Source organism: Phormidium sp. CCY1219 (assembly GCF_035615515.1).
Classification (GTDB): domain Bacteria; phylum Cyanobacteriota; class Cyanobacteriia; order Cyanobacteriales; family Laspinemataceae; genus CCY1219.
The window spans coordinates 15,532-34,676 of record NZ_JAJENT010000894.1 but is presented as its reverse complement, the minus strand read 5'-3'; the positions used below and the strand labels follow the sequence as shown (position 1 = coordinate 34,676).

At 53.5% G+C, this 19,145-nt stretch carries 7 protein-coding genes; 3 read left to right on the top strand and 4 right to left on the bottom strand.

Going from position 1 to position 19,145, the window contains the following annotated elements; translation table 11 throughout:
- The first annotated feature begins 26 nt into the window (after nt 1-26).
- Nucleotides 27-8,006 carry a CHAT domain-containing protein gene (locus LKK83_RS29330; RefSeq protein ID WP_324635006.1) on the top strand — a complete coding sequence of 2,660 codons (7,980 nt, stop codon included), beginning with the start codon at nt 27-29 and terminating at the stop codon, nt 8,004-8,006.
- Nucleotides 8,007-8,078: 72 nt separating this feature from the next.
- Here the strand turns inward: LKK83_RS29330 and amt are convergent, their stop codons facing one another.
- Nucleotides 8,079-11,543, bottom strand: coding sequence for an ammonium transporter (gene amt, locus LKK83_RS29325; RefSeq protein WP_324635005.1), 3,465 nt, complete (start codon nt 11,541-11,543; stop codon nt 8,079-8,081).
- A gap of 787 nt (nt 11,544-12,330) precedes the next feature.
- Between amt and LKK83_RS29320 the strand changes: the two genes are divergently transcribed.
- Nucleotides 12,331-12,690: a DUF732 domain-containing protein gene (locus tag LKK83_RS29320; RefSeq protein WP_324635004.1), complete on the top strand. Its 360-nt coding sequence runs from the start codon at nt 12,331-12,333 to the stop codon at nt 12,688-12,690.
- Between the two features lie 128 nt (nt 12,691-12,818).
- On the opposite strand, the gene LKK83_RS29315 is transcribed toward LKK83_RS29320, so the two are convergent.
- Both LKK83_RS29315 and LKK83_RS29310 read right to left on the bottom strand, forming a co-directional pair.
- On the bottom strand, nt 12,819-13,901 hold the full coding sequence (locus LKK83_RS29315) for a DUF3616 domain-containing protein (RefSeq protein WP_324635003.1): 1,083 nt from the start codon (nt 13,899-13,901) through the stop codon (nt 12,819-12,821).
- A 363-nt stretch (nt 13,902-14,264) separates the two neighbouring features.
- Complete coding sequence (locus LKK83_RS29310; RefSeq protein ID WP_324635002.1) at nt 14,265-14,603, bottom strand: antibiotic biosynthesis monooxygenase; 339 nt, start codon at nt 14,601-14,603, stop codon at nt 14,265-14,267.
- A 487-nt stretch (nt 14,604-15,090) separates the two neighbouring features.
- Here LKK83_RS29310 and LKK83_RS29305 point away from each other — a divergent pair, with 487 nt between their 5' ends.
- On the top strand, nt 15,091-15,783 hold the full coding sequence (locus tag LKK83_RS29305; RefSeq protein WP_324635001.1) for a lysozyme inhibitor LprI family protein: 693 nt from the start codon (nt 15,091-15,093) through the stop codon (nt 15,781-15,783).
- Nucleotides 15,784-15,919: 136 nt separating this feature from the next.
- Here the strand turns inward: LKK83_RS29305 and LKK83_RS29300 are convergent, their stop codons facing one another.
- Nucleotides 15,920-19,114 (bottom strand): transglutaminase family protein, encoded by a 3,195-nt coding sequence (locus LKK83_RS29300; protein ID WP_324635000.1) that lies wholly within the window; start codon nt 19,112-19,114, stop codon nt 15,920-15,922.
- Nucleotides 19,115-19,145: the final 31 nt, after the last annotated feature.

Here is a 19,145-nt window from a genome sequence, read left to right as displayed (position 1 = left end):
TGAGGCAGCTCGTCTAAGGAATAATTATGAAAAGCCGTAGTTTTTTAATCGCCGCCCTAGCGGTATTGAATTTAACAATTACTCATCATAAAAAAATCCTCGCCCAACCCATCGCCCCCACCCCGGAAGATACGGGAACCCGGGTGACGCCAGAGGGGGATGAATTTCACATTCGTGGGGGAAAATTATCCGGGGATGGAGCCAATCTATTTCACAGTTTCGAGCGCTTTGGTTTAGATGCCGGACAGAGCGCGACTTTTCATTCCAACCCGACAATTTTCAACATTGTGGGACGAGTGACGGGGGGGAATGCTTCGATAATTAATGGACTCATTCAAGTCACGGGAGGAAATTCCAATTTATTCTTAGTGAATCCAGCGGGAATTGTCTTCGGACTGAATGCATCGTTAAACGTACCGGCGGACTTTTTTGCCACTTCCGCCACGGGCATTCAATTGAGTGAAGGGCACTGGTTTAACAGCATTGGCGACAATCAGTGGGCGAGTTTAGTCGGCACTCCCTCGGCATTTGTGCTACCCGACAATGCAGGAGCGATCGCCAATTTCGGCCACTTATCCGTGCAACCGGAACAAAACTTAACCCTTCTCGGCACCCAAGTCTTGAATGCCGGCACCTTATCCGCACCCGGAGGAACCATCACCCTAGCAGCGGTTCCGGGAGAACATCTGGTTCGCATTTCCCAAGAGAATCATCTGCTGAGTTTAGATGTATCTTACCCTGCGCCTCTCACCGCCTCTACCAACGCCTTCACCTCCCTGTGGTTGCCGGAATTGCTCACGGGGGGTAGTGTGAGTCACGGCGATCGCGTGGAAGTGCGGGCGGATGGCACGCTCGCCATTTCCGGTTCCGGGATTGCCCTCGACCCGCACACCGGGGATGCGATCGCCACTGGCACCCTGGATGTAGCTGGCGGTCCGGGCAGTCCGGGGGGCGGTATATCCGTGCTGGGAGAGCGCATTGCTTTGATTGGCGCGAGGGTGGATGCCTCGGGACGCAGTGGCGGTGAGGTGTTCGTGGGGGGCACTCGCCAAGGACGCGGCCCGCTGCCCAATGCCTTGCAAACCTTCGTCAGTGAGGATTCTGTGGTCAGTGCCGATGCCCGCACCGATGGCGATGGCGGCCAGATCGTGCTGTTCGCCGCCGAAAGTGCGACAATTGGCGGCACCCTCACCGCAAGGGGCGGCGCGCGTTCCGGCAATGGCGGGTTTATCGAAACCAGCGGATTGCAAGGGTTAGCGGTGAATACAGTGCCCAATGTAGGTGCGATCGCCGGGTTAGCAGGGGAATGGCTGATCGACCCCTATAATATCGAAATCGTGCCCGGGGCGGGGTCTAGCAATATTAACGGCATTTCCCCATTTGAATCCGCCGGCCATAACGCGCAATTGGGCGTAGACCTGATTCTCCAAGCATTGGACTCCGGAAATGTGACCATTGCCACCGGTACGGGAGGCCCGGAAGCGGGGAACATTACCCTCAGTACCCCGCTAAATTATAACCTGACCCTGGAAAGAACCCTGAAGCTGAACGCTCACAATAATATCGTCATCGACGAGCCGATCGCTGGCGCAACGGGCAGCGCCCCGTTAAATCTGATTCTCAACGGCAACAATGGGAACCTCGCCGGGGGTAATGGGTGGGTCAACGTGAATCGCCCGATTTCTACCTCGGGAGGCAATCTCACGATACGGGGACGGCGACTCACTGCCACAGAACCCGGTGGCGGTGGCGTGAACCTCAATAGCACGATATCCACCTTGGGCGGTAATGTTACCCTAGAGGGCGTGGCGCAAAATGGCGGGCATCGGGGCATTGTGATTACCTCCAACGGCGCGCTCGATTCCGGTGGGGGTGAAATTTATCTCTCGGGAACTGCAGCAAATTACAACGCCTTTCAAGGGGTGCGAATCGAAGGCCAGATCGCCTCTAGTGGCGGAAATGTCACGATCGTCGGCGAGTCGGTGCGATCGCAGGGGATTTTATTCAATGGGGGTAGCGTGCTAGACTCCGGCGGCGGCGATATTTCCCTGATTGCCGAAAATCAAAACTATATCGCCATCCACCTAGAAAACACCACCCTCACCTCTGAGGGAGGTCAGATAAGTTTAACCGGTAAAACCCAGGACACGGCAGAACCGGGGGTGCGCCTCGACCCCGGCATTTCCCTGGATTCCGGGGGAGGTGCGTTGGAGATGACGGGAGAAAGTGCTGGCGGTATGGGAATATCGATCGCCACTCCCCTGGACTCCCAAGGCGGCGCGATCGCTTTAACCGGCACCAGCAACGGCACGGAACCGGGGGTAGGGATTACCGGGGCGATATCCTCTAACGGGGGTGCGATCGCGATAACCGGCAGCAGCAACGGCACTCTCGACCTGGATATCCAAAGCGCGATCGATGCCGGAAGCGGCACGATAAATCTCACTGGCGATACTGTAGAGTTTTCCGGCACGAATCTCTCCCTCAGCGGCAGCACCCTGGACATTCAGCCGCTCGATCCCGCCAACGACCTCACGATTGCCAATACCGACTCTACCCCAGTAGAGTATCGCTTCGACGGCATTACCATCGGTGCAGAGACTTCTTCCGGGACGATCGCCCTCACCGGGGACATGCAGTTTAGCGGTTCGCTGCAGGTGCAGTCCCCGGAAACCGACGGCGAAATCGACTTATCCGCCAGTTCCCTCACGACAACTGGTCACGCCGTAACCGTCAGCGCCGGGGGAAACATTCGCGCTGGTGAGATGAACTCCAACGGCGGCGCGATCGCCCTAACTGCCGATGCCGATAATACCAATGGCGGAGGGGTAAATCTCACGAATGGCGCGATCGCCACCGATGGCGGCGAGTTCATCGCCACTGGGGAAAGCATTACCCTGGATAACAGCAGCATTGCCACCGACAGCGGAAATATCTCTCTCACGGGCACCGGCAGCGGCGGCATATTGCTGCAAGATAGCACCCTGAAAAATGGGGGGCGGATGACCCTGACTGGCAATTCCTTCAATTTCAACGGCACCACGCAACTCGCCGGCACGGGGGTATTGCAGATTCAGCCTCACAATCCGGACGCGGATCTGACCCTAGGCAGTATAGGCAATCGGGTTCAGTTGGATGAGGGAGAACTCAATGCCTTACAAGATGGATTCGAGCGCATTATTATCGGACATGACAGCGGGAGTGGCGCGATCGTCATTTCCGAGGCGATCGCCTTTCGCGACCCGGTAACAATTCAGTCCCCCCAAGGGGACGGGTCGATTACCGCTACGGCGGCGATTTCCGGCGAAGATAATAGTGCGATTCAGCTAAATGCCGCCACCGATGTTACCACCCAAGATATCGCCGCCAATGCCGGCATCTCGATCCGTGCGGGCAACGAACTGAGAACCGGCAATCTGGATACTTCCTCCACCGAATCCACGGGCACTGGCGGTCCGATCGCCCTGAACGGTACAAATCGCATCGTCACGGGAAATATCGCTGCCTCGGCAACATCGGGCAATGGCGGGGCAATTTCGGTGGCGAGTGAGGGTGAGGTAACGCCGGGAAATATCACCACGAACAATAATAGCATTACCCTCGATGCAGCACTCTCCCTCGATCGCAGTATCGCGATGGATGCCGGGGGCGGCAACCTGCTGTTAAACGGCACAGTGGATGGGTCTCACGAACTGTACCTTTTCACCCAGGGGACGGGGACGATTCTGCTGAATGGAGATATCGGCAGCACCACTCCCCTGCAAACCCTGTGGGCGAAAGCACCGACAACCTTAGCAGGAGATGCCAGTGCGAATTTTCTCTACTTCAACGCCCCGTTAAATGCGATCGGCGATCCGATCCTCAGTGGCAATGCGATGGACTTTACCGATACGGTGACCGGATCGGGAAATCTCACTTTACAAACGCTTTTACCCGATCGCGATATCCGCCTCGGGGACGTGAATAACCACACCCCCGCCCTAGATTTAACCGTTACCGAACTGGGGTACTTGCAAGAAGGCTTTGCTTCGATTACTATCGGACGTGCCAATGGCATCGGCCAAATTTCCGTTGCCGATATTTCCCTCAGCGATCCCTTCACCGTGAGATCGCAAACGGGAACGATTCATCTGAGCGGCGCGATCGCCGGCAGCGACAACGCATCGCTCACCTTATCCACCGACGGCGGCATTCAACTGCACGACAATATTGCAGTAACCACCGAAGGCGAGAACATTACTTTCGATGCCTCCCTAAATGGATCGCACGCCTTGCAGGTCAGTGCCGGCACCGGCACGGTGAGCTTCCTGCGCCCGGTGGGAGATACCACTCCCCTGACAGATTTAACCGTGACCGCCGACGAAATTAACCTGCACGATCCTCTCCGGGGTGAGGGACACTTGGTGCTGCAACCGAGTACCGCCAGCTTAGATGTGGCCCTGTCGGTGCAAGAGACGGGAGTGGATGGGGACAGCAGCACTTTAGACCTGACGGTGCCCGAACTGGCCCAGGTGCAAGATGGGTTTCAGTCGATTACCGTGGGGCGAGAAAACAGTATCGGCACCACGCGACTCGGCGCAACCCAAGTGAGTACGGAATTTAGCGACTCGGCGATCGTGCGCGGCGACACCCTGGCGTTAAATGGCACGATCGCCACTACGGAAGATGCTTCCCTCACCTTCACAGCAGCGAATATCCGGCTGGAAGGCGGCACAGAAGTGCGAGGCAACAATCGCGATATTATCTTTGGCGGCACCGTAAATGGCAATTACCCCCTAAGTGTGGATGCTGGCACCGGCAACCTGCGCTTCGATCGCGAAGTGGGAAATATAACCCCCCTGTGGAGCTTGCAGATTCGGGCGCAGTCTGTAGAAGCGGCCTCCACCATCGCGATCGCCGCCGGGGGAATGAATGTGACCTCTAACGGCACGATTCGCCTAGATGGTGCGATATCGGTGGCCGATGGCGGTGCGGTAAAACTCACCGGCGAGGGGGACATTCTCACCCGCGAGATTACTGCCAACCAGATTGACCTCCGCAGCATCTCCGGGGCAGTGGATACTCGCGATGGCACCCTGGATACCCGTGCCAACTCTGTCGAGGGCGCAGAAGTGGAAATCAAAGCATCGGGTAACATTTCCACCGGGGATATCCAGACCGCTTCTACCCGCGATCGCGGTGGCGCTGTTTCCGTCTCCAGCACCAGCGGCGATATTACCCTAGGCGAGATAGATACCACTGGCGAGACCGAAGGCGGTTCCCTGCGGGTGGAGACCCCGGGAAATATCGCGATCGGCGAGATTGCCACCGGTTCGCCCTCGGGCAGTGGCGGCGCGATCGCCCTCGGTTCGGAAACTACCCTAAGCGATATCATTACCACTGAGGATATAAACGCATCCGGCGCGATCGATGGCGGGTCGGTGGATATTTACGCCCAAACTCAAGTCACCAGCGGCGCGATCGATACCTCCGGAACCGCAGGCAATGGCGGCGATGTGTTTATCGATCCGGATTTGGATGTGCAAGTGAGCTGGATCGATGCCGAAGGGGGCATAGATGGCGGTAACGTGGAAATTATCACCCGTCGGCATTTCCGCGCTACCGATACCTTGACCGACGCCAGCGGCCAACCCGCCAGCATTTCTACCATCGGGGGCGATCGGGGCGGTTCGATTATCATTCGTCACGGCGGTGGCGGCGAGATTCCTTTTGTCGTCGGCGACCCCAGTGTGAATGGTACCGCCGGACGCCTTGTTTCTGGCTCAACTGCGATCGACCGCAACACCATCGGTTCCGATGCTAACGCCCCGGGAACCTTTTTATATGACTATGTAGAAGGAAATATTCAGATTCTACCGAATGTCCAACCCCCGACCCGCGATACTGCTTCTGCTGAACCGTCAGAATCGGTTCCCGAAGAACCGGCAGAACCCTCACAACCCACGGTCGAGGAACCAGTAGAACCCTCCCCTGCGGCGTCCGAAGAATCGGTAGAACCCTCACAACCCACCGTCGAGGAACCGACAGCGCCGTCACAACCCGCACAAACCACAGATCTACCCCCTACTCCCCCAACTGTAGAGGCATCGAATTCGCCGCCATCGGCAGACTCGGCGTCTCCATCTTCTCCCACAGAAGAACCGCCATCCGGGGAACCCCCACCCGCAGAAACCGCAAGTGCGGAAATGCCTTCGGAAGAAACTGTGAGTGCGGAAATGCCTTCGGAAGAAACTGTGAGTGCGGAAACGCCTTCGGAAGAAACTGTGAGTGCGGAAACCTTATCCGCAGAAACACTATTGCCAGAGAGTTTATCCGCTGAGGAATCTGTAGAAACATCCACTGAACCATCGCGATCGCTTTCCTTATCCTTGCCAGAACTCTCTGTCGGGGAACAAGAGACTGAAATGTTAGCAGCAACCGAAGCGATCGCGCCAGCTACGCCAGCAGAAAATTCCTCGCCTCCGCCCATCGCACAACCGACGCCAGCAGAAAATCCCAGCAATGGGGATGATGCTGAAGTCGAGATGCAGGCAGAAACCCACCGCGAGGCGATCGCGCCGTTGGAAAATCCCGGGCACATGCCGCAAGAGCAGGTTTTGCGGGTAGACCCCAGCGTGTATCGCGACTTGCCCAACGAGAGCGGAACCTCCGCCCCCAGCACGTCCCAAGTATCGGGGCGTGATACATCGCCGACGACCAATGGTAGAGCATCCTCGGCGTCAGATTCCACCTCTACTCCGACTTCCGAGGGTGGATCGGTTGCCCTCGATGACGCATTGGCGGAGAATAATACCGAGGGGGCAATTTGGGCGATCGAACAAAGTTGGAATTTCGAATTTCAGGAACATCTGGGAGTGACGGCGGAACTGCCGCAGCAAAGCGAGATCCTGGGGAATTTCCAGCGCAGCTTAAAAACTCTTACCGCTGACACTGGCAAGCAATCGGCAATTTTATATGTAGTTACGCGCCCCGATCGCTTGGAACTGGTGTTGGTGCCGGCGGTGGGCGACCCGATCCGCAAAACCGTCGCCGATGCGCCGCAATCGGCCTTATTTCCGGTGATTACCGAATTCCGCCAGCAGGTCACGGATCCGAAGCGACGCAATTTAACCACCTATTTATCATCGGCACAACAGTTGTATAGTTGGATGGTCGAACCCTTTGCAGGGGAATTAGAAGCGCTGCAAATCGAGACCTTGCTGATGTCTTTGGATAGCGGGTTGCGGAGTATTCCCGTGGCAGCATTGCACGATAGTGAGGAATTTTTAATTGAAAAATACAGCATCAGCTTGATTCCCACATTTAGCCTGACCTCACACAGCTATTCTTCGATGAAAAATGCGCGACTGTTGGCAATGGGGGCGTCTGAATTTGCCGATAAAGCCCCGTTACCGGCAGTGCCTTTGGAGTTAGAAGCGATCGCGCACAATATTTGGCCGGGAAAATCGTTTATCAACGAAGAATTTACTGTGGAGACGCTGGAGAAACAGCGAGAAACCGACCGATTTGAAATCATCCACCTCGCCACTCACGCGCGATTTGATTCCGGAAATGCGCGCAATTCCTACATTCAACTGTGGGACGAACGCTTAGAACTCGATGAAGTGCCAACCCTGGATTTGCACTATCCACCCGTAGATTTATTGGTATTAAGTGCTTGCAGTACCGCCCTGGGCGATCGCGAAGCGGAATTAGGGTTTGCTGGGTTAGCCGTCCACAGTGGCGTCAAGTCCGCGATCGCCTCGTTGTGGTACGTCAGCGATGAAGCGACTTTAGCCCTGATGACCGAATTTTATACCCAACTGCGACGCGCCCCGATTAAAGCCGATGCCCTGCGTCAGGCGCAGATGGCGATGATCCGAGGTACCCTGCGCTTCGAGTCCGGTCAACTGGTCAACTCCACTCGGGCGATGGATCTGCCCGATGCCCTGTCTCAATTGGGGGATTCCGAACTCTCCCATCCCTTCTACTGGGCGGGTTTTACCACCATCGGCAGTCCTTGGTAAGCGGATGTGCGACGCCGCCAATTCGCACTCGTTTCCTTGAGATGTAGGGTGGGCGAGGCTCACCCTACTGCATTATTGTTTCGGCACATCGGGAGAGCAATCGCTAATTCTGCCCCGTAACAAATAGGTCGTCATGTCCCCTTTTCCTTTCACGTGAATGGTGCCGCGTTTTTCAAACAAAAACTTGTCTTGCAACAGTTGATAGGTCACTTCGGTGACTTGAATCGCCCCGGGGATGCCGTGAGATTCCATGCGAGAGGCGACATTCACCGTATCGCCCCACAAATCGTAAATAAACTTTTTCAATCCGATCACCCCCGCTACCACCGGACCGGAATGAATGCCGATGCGGATGGTAAACGGTTCGCGAGTTTTCGTGCTGAAGGCGATAATTTCTTGCTGCATATCTAACGCCATTTGCGCGATCGCTTCTGCATGATCCGCCCGGACAATCGGCAATCCGCCCACCACCATATAGGCATCTCCAATGGTTTTAATTTTTTCCAATCCGTGACGTTCCGCAAGGCGATCGAAGGAAGAAAAAATATCGTTGAGTAAGTGAACCAAGGCGGTGGGGGAAATGCGAGAAGAAAGTTGAGTAAAGCCGACAATATCCGCAAATAAAACCGTGGCTTCGGCAAATCCATCGGCGATCGTACTGTGATTTTGCTTCAGTTTTTCCGCGATCGCCTCGGGCAAAATATTAAGCAACAACTGTTCCGACTTTTCTCGTTCGCTTTGCAGGGCAATTTCGGCTTGTTTGCGTTCGGTAATATCGCGACAGAGGGCTAAAATTAATCGGCGATTCCCCGCTTCAATTAATCCCACGCGGGTATCCACCGGAAACGTTGTGCCATCCTGACGGCGATGAATGCCTTCGATCGCGATCGGAACTCCGGGAGTCATCTTTTGCCATTCGGTTTCCATTTTTTGCCACACTTTCTCATCTGCGATATCCCGCACCGATAACTGCAGCAATTCCGCGCGAGTGTATCCCAAACTATCGCAAGCAGCGCGATTTACATCAATAATTTTACCATTAACATCGTGAATAATAAACGCATCGGCGGCTTGTTCCATCACCGCGCGAAATCGCTGTTCGCTGTCTCTGCGCGCCGCTTCCGCTTCTTTGCGGGCAGTAACGTCGCGAATTGCTGCCACTCGCAGTTCGCGTCCTTTATAAGGCAGTATCTTGGCTTCGATTTCCACCACTAAGGTAGATCCGTCTTTTCTCAATCCTAACACTTCATAGGGCATTTCATCCCCGTAAACAATCTTTTTTAACACCGTTTCTCGATGTTCTGGCACCACGAAATTCAGTCCATTGGTGCCGATAATTTCCGAAATTTCATAGCCCAACATCCGCGCTACCGCTTGATTGGCATCGATAATTTTGCCATCTTCGTGGACGAGAATCCCTTCAAAGGTTGCGCCAGATAAGCGGCGAAATCGTTCTTCGCTTTCTTGTAAGGCTTGTTGCGCGTGTTTGCGATGGGTGATATCGCGAAAAGTGCCAGTATAAAAGGTAACTTCTCGTAATTGGACTTCGGTGATTGACACTTCTACCGGAAAGCGAGAACCATCGGCGCGAATGCCGATTAATTCGCAGGGGGTGCCGGCGGCCACAATTTCTGATAAAATTAATGCCAGTTTCTCGAGGAATTCCTCCCGGGAGGAGGAAACATCGAGTCCGAAGTCAATGAGTTTGTATAGTGGTAAGTAGAGCAACTGCTGGCGCGGATAGCCAAAGATGGCTGATGCACGGGGGTTGGCGGTGATAATTTCCACAGTGGGTTGGGCGAAGGTGGCGATCGCGTCTGTGGCGGTATTCACGATCGCTTCGTTGCGCGTCACCTCCTCTTCTAGGGCATCCATCACCTGATTGTAGCGATCGGCGATTTGTCCCACCTCGGTAAAGGGTTCCACCGGCACGCGCAAGCTCAAATCCTGTGTTTTCGCCTGAAAATCCATCACGCGAAACAAATCCAAAATCTCGGTTTTCGCACGGTGTTCCGAAACGTTCAGCCCAATATGTTCGTCGGCGGGGGACACTCGGAAGGGAAAATAAAAATTGACGACCTTTAGCACTAAGTAGCTGCTGCCAAATGCCAGGACAAAACAGGCGAAGGTGCCCAAAAACTGCACCCCAAACTGCTGCAACCGGGTTAACCCCGTATTCAGCAGATCGCTTTGCCCGAACCACGCCACCGCCAAGGTGCCCCAAATCCCGCCCCCCAAGTGAACCGGAATCGCACCCACCGCATCATCGATTTTCAGTCTCACTAATACTGCATCTACCCCGAGGGCGACTGCGCCGCCAATTGCCCCAATGGTCACTGCAGATAATCCGGTTACGGCATGACAGGAGGCGGTAATCGCCACCAAACCGGCCAGAGATCCATTCACCAGCACGTCTACATCCGGAATCCCCCGCGCCCGCCAAGCAAGCGTCATTGCGCTCATCATACCCGCCACCCCTGCGAGCACCGTATCCACAATTATTCCCGCAACTTGTTCGTTTAACGCCAGGGTACTTCCCCCATTAAACCCAAACCAACCCAACCATAAAATTAACGCTCCAAGCACGGAAATTGGCAGATTAGACCCGTGAATTTTTTCCGGTTTTCCCTGTTTGGGAAATCGACCGGCACGCGGTCCAACAATTAATAATGTGGCCAAAGAAACCCATCCGCCAATGCTGTGAACCACCGTAGAACCGGCAAAATCTACAAACCCCATTTTTCCTAACCAGCCGACAAACATTCCGGTCTGCGCCCCATTCCACGCCCAATGTCCGAAAATCGGATAAATTGCCCCAGAAATCAAGCAAGCCACTGTTAAATACGCGCTAAATTTCATCCGTTCTGCCACCGCACCGGAAACAATGGTAGTTGCCGTGCCGCAAAACATGGCTTGAAACAAAAAGAATGCGGCTTGAAATGGGGCAACATCTCCATCTAAAAAAAATCCACTGCCGCCAATCCATCCTCCCAGAGAATTGCCGAACATTAAGGCGAATCCAAATGCCCAAAATAACGCGACGGATAAGCCAAAATCGGTGAAGTTTTTTACGGCAACGTTGATGCTATTTTTAGAGCGGGTAAGTCCGGATTCCAAACACATAAATCCCGCTTGCATGATAAAAACTAAGCCGGAACAGAGTAAAAGCCAGAGAATATCGATGGTTTCGTAGGTGGGAATCTCTGTAGAGGTTTGTTCGCTAAATCGTCGTTCTTCGTTGCGCGTAATTGCGCTTTGCGGCGCGGTTTTGTCCTTATCAAAAGGAACGCTTAAATCGAGCGCTGGGAAATGGTGAAAAATCCTTCCTTCGTTGGAGGAGATTTCCCTTGGGGAGAGTCTACCGGGATTTTTTTCCCAGTCTAGATTCCCCGGAGATTGCGCTTGTACCGCCGCCGGGGAATCTGACACCCACTCCCTCGCCGAGAGGGGCTGGGCGGGAAGTCTAAATTGCATAATCGCGATCGCGATCGGGGTTAGCAGAAATAACGCTATGGGGAGAATAAATCGACGAGGCATAGATTCAAGAGTGAATGATAAAGAAGGGGTGGGTAGACCAGCGCAACCCCAACGGGGGCACCCTGTCCTCTCTTTAAACGCAGAATCACTGGGGAATTCCGCGCAAAATTAAGGGGAATGGCTTGGTTACTGGCAATTTTTTTTCTGAAAATAAATTGCATTGTTTAAAGAGGTTTTTACTGGAACTGACTTTGGGCAAAGCCAAATCGGTTGCATTTGCAAAATACCTGCTAGTAATTCACTGGGGCGATCGCATTTCGCCGATGTCCGGTATGACAATCGAGCCGCGATCGCCAGTGGGCAGGTTTCGAGCCACTCCCAAATCCGTTCTAACATAGCGATCGCTCAAATCCATAGAGGCAAGATAAAATTCACACCGACAAAATTAACTCCCCCGCCTTTTTTACCCCTTAAACTCCTAGCCAAACATTCATTTTTTCACCTTTATCTTTATGCATAAACTAGGCGAAAATTGCAATCTAAATGCATTAGATTACGGAAACCTGTAAAAGTAAATCTCTCCGTTAATTTTGCTTTACATTGCATATACAAAATAAACTTACCTAGAAAAGATGGTGGCGGCTGCCCCTCCAGTCTATTTTTTCCCATCCAGAAAATTTTTTTTGCTCCGATGATATGAAATCCAACAAAAAAGGGTATCCTAACCCTTAACCGCGCCACTTGGCGTTTCCAGTGGCCTCTAGGGGAGAAAATCCCTCAGCTAACTTTAGGGGTAAGCCCGTCGGTTTTTTAATCCAGCTAACTCATTTATTCACTCAGGTATGTTATGTGGAAACCATCCCGAATTGCCCTATCTCTCGCCTTGGTTTTATGCACTGCAACCCAGGCAAAAGCCCAGGATTTTGAAGAATTTTTACAAGGCATTTTAACCCCAGAAGAAATCCAAGTTCACCAACAAGTGGGGAGCAAAAAAGCCATGCAACTGGCGCGCGAAACTTGCACGGCGCTCAACGCCGGCGATTCGGTCACCGAATTTGCTACCGAAGTGGCACAGGCGATCGCCAGCGAAGGATTGCCCCAAGAACAATTAGAAGTGCGAGCGCTTTATAGCGGAAAAATCATCGCCGTCGGCGTGGCGATGTTTTGCCCGGAACATTTAATGCAGTTGCAAGAACTGCAACCTTAAACCGCCGATGGGAGCAGGTTGATAATTTTCCTTCGATCGCCGCTTGTAGAGACGCGATTAATCGCGTCTCTACCCAGACCCTAAACCGTGGCATTAACTCAGAAAAACCCGCTCCTACATTTCCAAATTTATCGCTTCAGTTTAAACACATCCACAAACAAAGAGGTATCGTCAATAAATCGCGCTTTATCCGGAGAATCATACACCACCAGTAGGGAATTTGGCTGTCCCAAGCAAGGAAATAGGGTGAGTCCTTCCGCCATATCGGTTTGCAAGGTAAACGGAAGGTGAAACAACACTTCCAAGTCCCCGGAATCTTGTTCCACCACGGTATCTTCATCCAGATCGAATACATCTTTCAGCCGAAAAACGCTCATCGCGGCATCCAGATCCATTGTCGCTCCGCCCATAATAATCATATCTTCGCCATCCAGACAGAGTTCTCGAATTCCTAACCCATCTAAATCTAGAAAATATTTTTTATAGGGTTGCCCGTCTTCGCCAATCTCTTTCAGCGTTAATACCCCCGGTTCGCTTTCTTCTACTTCAATTTCTAATATTACTGCCCATCCGCGTAGCACCGGACCGCGCAACCCGAGAAACACTTTATTCCCTTCTACGGCAATTCCTTCTATATCTAAGCCATTTTCCTTGCTCGGAATAAAATTGGACACAAATATGCCTAGATGTTCGTCTTTTTTTAGGCTCTCGATGAGGATATTATTGTTGTCGGTTTGTTGTAGATACGCGGCGGTTACTTTGCCTTCCGAGCTATCATCTTCGGTGTAGGATTGGAACGGTTCGCCGTCGATAATCGGCACTCGAGCCAGTAAGTAGCGATTGTAGTCGCTCTTGATAGTCGCGAGTCTGTCCAGATTTTTTTCTGTGGATTTTTTGGATTTGGGTTTTTTGCGCTTGGTGCTGTGGGAGCCGGTTACCCACAGGTAGCCGTTGGAATAATCCATGCCTTCAATGTCGATTTCATCGTCCTCATTGAATAAGTTGATGTAGTTTTTTAGCTTGAATTTTGTGTGATTTGCGTAAATATAAGGGGCAACGGGAGAAAGGCGCTCGATGGTGAGAAATTCATCGGAACCCACCCACAAACTGCCATCTGGGGTCAGCGCTACGGCGGAAAGTTCTTCGAGCAAATCTTCTTTTTCACTGTCGAACTGTAGCAGTACGCGACTGAGTAAAAAATGTTCTGGCATGATGAGGTAATGGTGCTAAAAATACACAAGATAAGAGACCGATTCGTCTCTTCAAACAGGGTGCAAATTATTTTGCATCCAATTCTGGAGAAGACGGAGGCTCGGCGTTGGCGTTCCCCGATAAGAGCCTGGGAACGAGTTATTACACGAGTCATCGATCGCGGATCTATTAATATCCTATAATTTTTCCAAAGATTGACATCTACCAAAAGAAATATATTTACCCAGATTGTCCTTTTTTGGGGGCGCGATCGCTGGGGATACACAGTCCCCTACCCCTTAGCCTTTTCCTGAGCAATGGGAAGCGATCGCGCGAGTCGTTCTATTGTCTGCGTTTATCTGGCAACTTCTTGGCCAAATAATTTACTCAGCCTCAGTTGCAGAAACCGCCGGAATTTCACTACAAACATCATAAAAAGATGTGGTGGGCGCTGTGGCAAATAAATGGGACATTTCGTTTAATATTGCTTGGTAAGCCTCGTTTTGATTGGCTTCCATATCTTCAATGCTGTCCCACAAGATAACCGCAATCCCTTTATCGCTGTTCGGTTCTTGCAATAAATACGCTCCCTTGAATCCAGTGGTATAAGTGGACACCGCTTTTTCAAAAAGCTGTTTCGCTTCGTCAAATTTACCGGGTTTGAATTCCCCGATCGCCACATAAGCACATTTGCGCTTCAGAAAATCTAAAAATTCGCTCATCTCTGTGGTTCCTCCTCTAAAACAGTTAGGGTCACGATATCAATGGCAACATCCACGATGCTCGCATTTGCGATCGCAACGTCGGCACGCGCCAAATTGTCTCTGCTGACTTTTTTTAGAGTACCATTATCAGATCGCGTTTTTCCCCGGGGGTTTCTCAATTTTTCTGGGTGCGGATTTTTTCCCCTAGCGATCGCCCTTCCGCCTTTCCCCAATTGACCTCAGATAGAAACTATGCTACGATAGGTTAATTTACAATTTTGCTTTCCAAGAGCGGGGGAAATTTTGACACCGGTAACGGTTCCCTCAATCTTCCCGAATTTTAAAGTAAACGGGTCTCAGTGAATCGCCCATTTCCCCCTCGGCGATCGCCGCTGCAAATCTTCACAAATAATTAAACTTTAACCCATTGACAAACCCCCTGGGCGGCAACAGAATAGAGATAGATATAAATGCACTTCAGTATTCGGGCGGGATGGGATGAAAAATGAAAAATAAACAACAGCAAAAAGGATTTTGGCGCACTTGGATGGGTGCGGGAATGGTGGGAATGGCGATCGCCCTTGGAACCTGGGGGATTCCCACGGTGGCGATCGCCTCTCCAGGGTTTTCCCACCCCCAAATCGCGCAACTGAACTGCAACAACCCTCAAACCCAGAGCGAAATGAATGCTTGCGCGGCGCGAAACTGGCAAAGTGCCGATCGCGAACTCAATCAGGTCTATCAAACCCTGACTCCGAACCTGTCGCCTTCCCGACGACAAAAATTAGTCACCGCACAACGCCGATGGATTGAATTTCGCGATGCGGAATGCGAATTTTATAGCAGTTTAATTGCTTACGGGGGCAGCATGCAACCGATGCTGCGATCGGGTTGTATGGAAACTCTCACGGAACAACGCAGCAGCGAGCTTTACCAATATCGGCGCGGGGAAATTCCCAGGGCGATCGGGACGAACTATCAAAGCAGCGATCGGCGACTCAACACCGTCTACCAGCAGCTCATGGGGAAACTTGAAGGTTTCCTCAAGGAGCAATTAAAAGATGCGGAACTCGCCTGGATCGCCTATCGGGATGCTTTGTGCGAATTCGAGCGTACCGGTGGCGGAAATGCCGGCTACGATACTTGCATGATTCGCACCACGGAACAGCGCACGGTTCAGCTCGAAAATCATCTGTAAGATACCACGTTGTAGAATGCCTCTCCCGAGGGGAGGTGCGTGACGCCCGGTTTCGTCCCTAGCGGGTTTCCCGCAGATTTAGGGCGGGGCGTCACGCACCCTACGTGAGTTCGGTCGGTTTGTTGCCAAGCGGAGATTATACCCGCCGCAAGTCCAGGGTGAGGGGATATTCGCGACTCGGGGGTAACGATGGCACTTGTAAGGTACCGTGAGTGTGACCCTCGGGCACAAAACGGGCAGCCAGTCGCGTTTGCGCCTCTCGCTGGTTCACCGGCAAATCGGCCCATTCCTCTCCGCGCGGGTGTTGGGCATAGTAAGTGCAGCCGCCGATCGCGCGATTCGCCCAAGTATCCACGATATCGAACCGTAACGGCACGTGAGGGTCGATCGCCGGATGCAGGCAAGCGGCAATTTTCCGCGCCCGATAGCGCACCCCGGCGACAAACACTCCTGCCACTTCGGTCGATTGCAACGGTACCGGATACCCATTGCAGGTGACAATGTGCCGCCCCTCGGTGGCTCCGCGCAGCAACACCTGCAACCGTTCCATCGAGGAATCCACATAGCGGGCAGTGCCTCGGCGGGAGGCTTCTTCTCCCAGCACATACCACGGTTCGATCGCCCGCCGCAATTCGAGCTGCACCCCATCCCGGAGTATCTCCCCATACCGGGGGAAGCGAAAGTCCAAAAACGGCGCAAACCACTCTAGCTCAAAGGGATAGCCGGCATCGTGCAACTCGCGCACCACATCGCCGATATCGGCGTAGACGTAGTGCGGGAGCAAAAAGCGATCGTGTAACTGGGTTCCCCAGCGCACCAGTTTATGAGTATAAGGTTGCTGCCAGAACCGCGCCACCAACGCGCGAATCAACAATGACAGCACCAGCGCCATTTCCGGGTGCGGGGGCATTTCAAACCCGCGCAATTCCAGCAATCCCACTTGGTTGCGCGGATTTTCCACCGGATAGAGTTTATCCAGGCAAAACTCGCAGCGATGGGTATTGCCGGTGACATCGATGAGCAGGTTGCGTAACAAGCGATCGACCACTTCCGGGGGCAGGGGATTTTCCGCCCCGGGGCCACCGGCAGGGGTGGCGCGATCGCGCGTCAGTTGGGAAAAGGCAATTTCCAGCTCGTATAAGCTTTCGTGGCGCGCCTCATCCACGCGCGGGGCCTGACTGGTGGCACCCACAAACAACCCAGAGAACAAGTAAGACAAACTGGGATGATTTTGCCAGTAAGTTATCAGACTTCGCAACAGATCCGGGCGTCGCAGTAACGGACTTTCTTCCGGGGTGACGCCGCCTAGGGTAATGTGAGACCCGCCCCCGGTGCCGATGCGATCGCCTTCTGTGGTGTATTTTTCGGTTCCCAGCCGGCATTCTCTGGCGTCTTCGTAGAGCGTAGTCGTCGTGCGAACCAGTTCTTCCCAACTGTGCGCCGGATGCAGGTTCACTTCGATTACCCCCGGATCTGGGGTGATTTGGAAGCCTTGCAATCGCCGATCGCGCGGTGGCGCATAGCCTTCGATTCGCACGGGATAGCCCGTGGCGGCGGCGGTGTCTTCGATGCAGGCGATCAGGTCTAGATAGCTATCTGCCCGATTGATGGGAGGAATAAACACCTGTAGGCATCCCTCTCTCACTTGAACGCAGAGGGCCACTTGGATGCTGTTTGCGGCGGTGCGGTGCTGGCTTTGTTTCTCACTAAGGGATTCGCTTCTGGCAGCCACCCGCGCCGCCATATCTCCCAAGGGCTGTTTGCTGGCATCGGGATGCAGTGGGGCTTCGGTTTGCAGCTCCGAGTCGGGCACCCAGGACATTCTATCCAGGGGCAGGCGATATCCCGCCGGGGAGTCCCCGGGAATCAACACCAAGCGATCGCGCGGGGGTTCCCACAGGCAACTGCGCCACCCCTCTTTGCCGTTGTGGCTCACCCAAATTAAGGGTAAGGCATAGGCGGCGATTTCGCTGTCGGCGGTGTCTTCGTAGGCGGCGATCGCGCAGTCGGGGGCAACCCCTAACCGTTGTGCGATTTCCGTCAGGAACTTGGCGGCTTCGGCGTGAGAGTAGCCGTAGTCTTTGGCATCGCGAGCCATGAGGGCGCGATCGCGCCAAATCGGCAGACCATCCTTGCGCCAATAACAGCCTAACGCCCAGCGGGGTAAGGGTTCTCCGGGATACCACTTCCCTTGTCCGTAATGGAGCAATCCCCCCGGTGCGAAGCGATCGCGCAGTTGTTCCAGCAAAATTCCCGCCCGCGCGCGTTTCTCCTCACCCAGTGCCCCGGTGCGCCACTGCACGGACTCGCGATCGTCCAGGGCGATAAAGGTGGGTTCTCCCCCCATCGTCAATCGCACCTCGGCGGCGTGGAGTCGTTCGTCCACCCGCTCGCCCAACCGCTGGATTGCCTGCCATTGGCTGGAAGTATAGGGCGCGGTTCCCGGTTCTGGTGCGGCAAATCGAGAAACCCTCACGGCAAATTCCAGGGTGGACTCGCACGCAGATATCGTTCCCGCGATCGGCTCCGCATGGCGCGGATCTGCCGCACAGGCAAGGGGCACATGCCCTTCGGCGGCGAACATGCCCGAGGTGGGGTCGAGTCCGATCCATCCCGCACCGGGTAAATACACCTCGGCCCAAGCGTGCAAGTCGGCGGTATCGGTTGTGATTTTTCGGGGTTCGTCTGGTGCGGGTTCCTCCGGCACCAATTGAATCAGATATCCCGAGACAAACCGCGCCGCCAAGCCGCAATGACGGAGAATTTGCACCAATAACCACGCCGTATCCCGACAGGAACCCTCCCGTTTCTCCAGGGTTTCTTCACAAGATTGGATGCCTTCTTCTAAGCGGATTTTGTAGGCAATACACTGCTGGATTTTTTGGGCGATCGCGCCGAGAAAGGTGGTGATAAAGCTGCTTTGTGCCTTCACCGGTTCGAGCCATTGCTTTAACAGCGGCCCAGACTCTCGCACCTGCAAGCAGGGGGCGAGTTCTTTGGCGATGTCCTCTGGATAGGCAAACGGATAGCTCGCCGCGTAGTTTTCCACTAAAAAATCAAAGGGATTAATCGGCTGCAGCTCCGCGATTAAATCCACCTCAAATTTTAAAACCTCGGTCTTCTCCGGAAAATTCGCTCTCGCAAGCCAATTGCCCCAGATATCTTGTCGCCAATAGAGGGCATGATTCTCCGGTGCAATTTGCAAAGAGTAACTGTGAATGGAGGTGCGACAGTGGGGAGAAGGGCGCAGCCGCACCGTATGTGGCCCTAAAGTCACTGCCCGATCGAATCTATAGACTTTCCGATGATTTAGGGCAACTTTAATCGACATGGTAGAGGGTGATTGCTAAATAATTAAACCA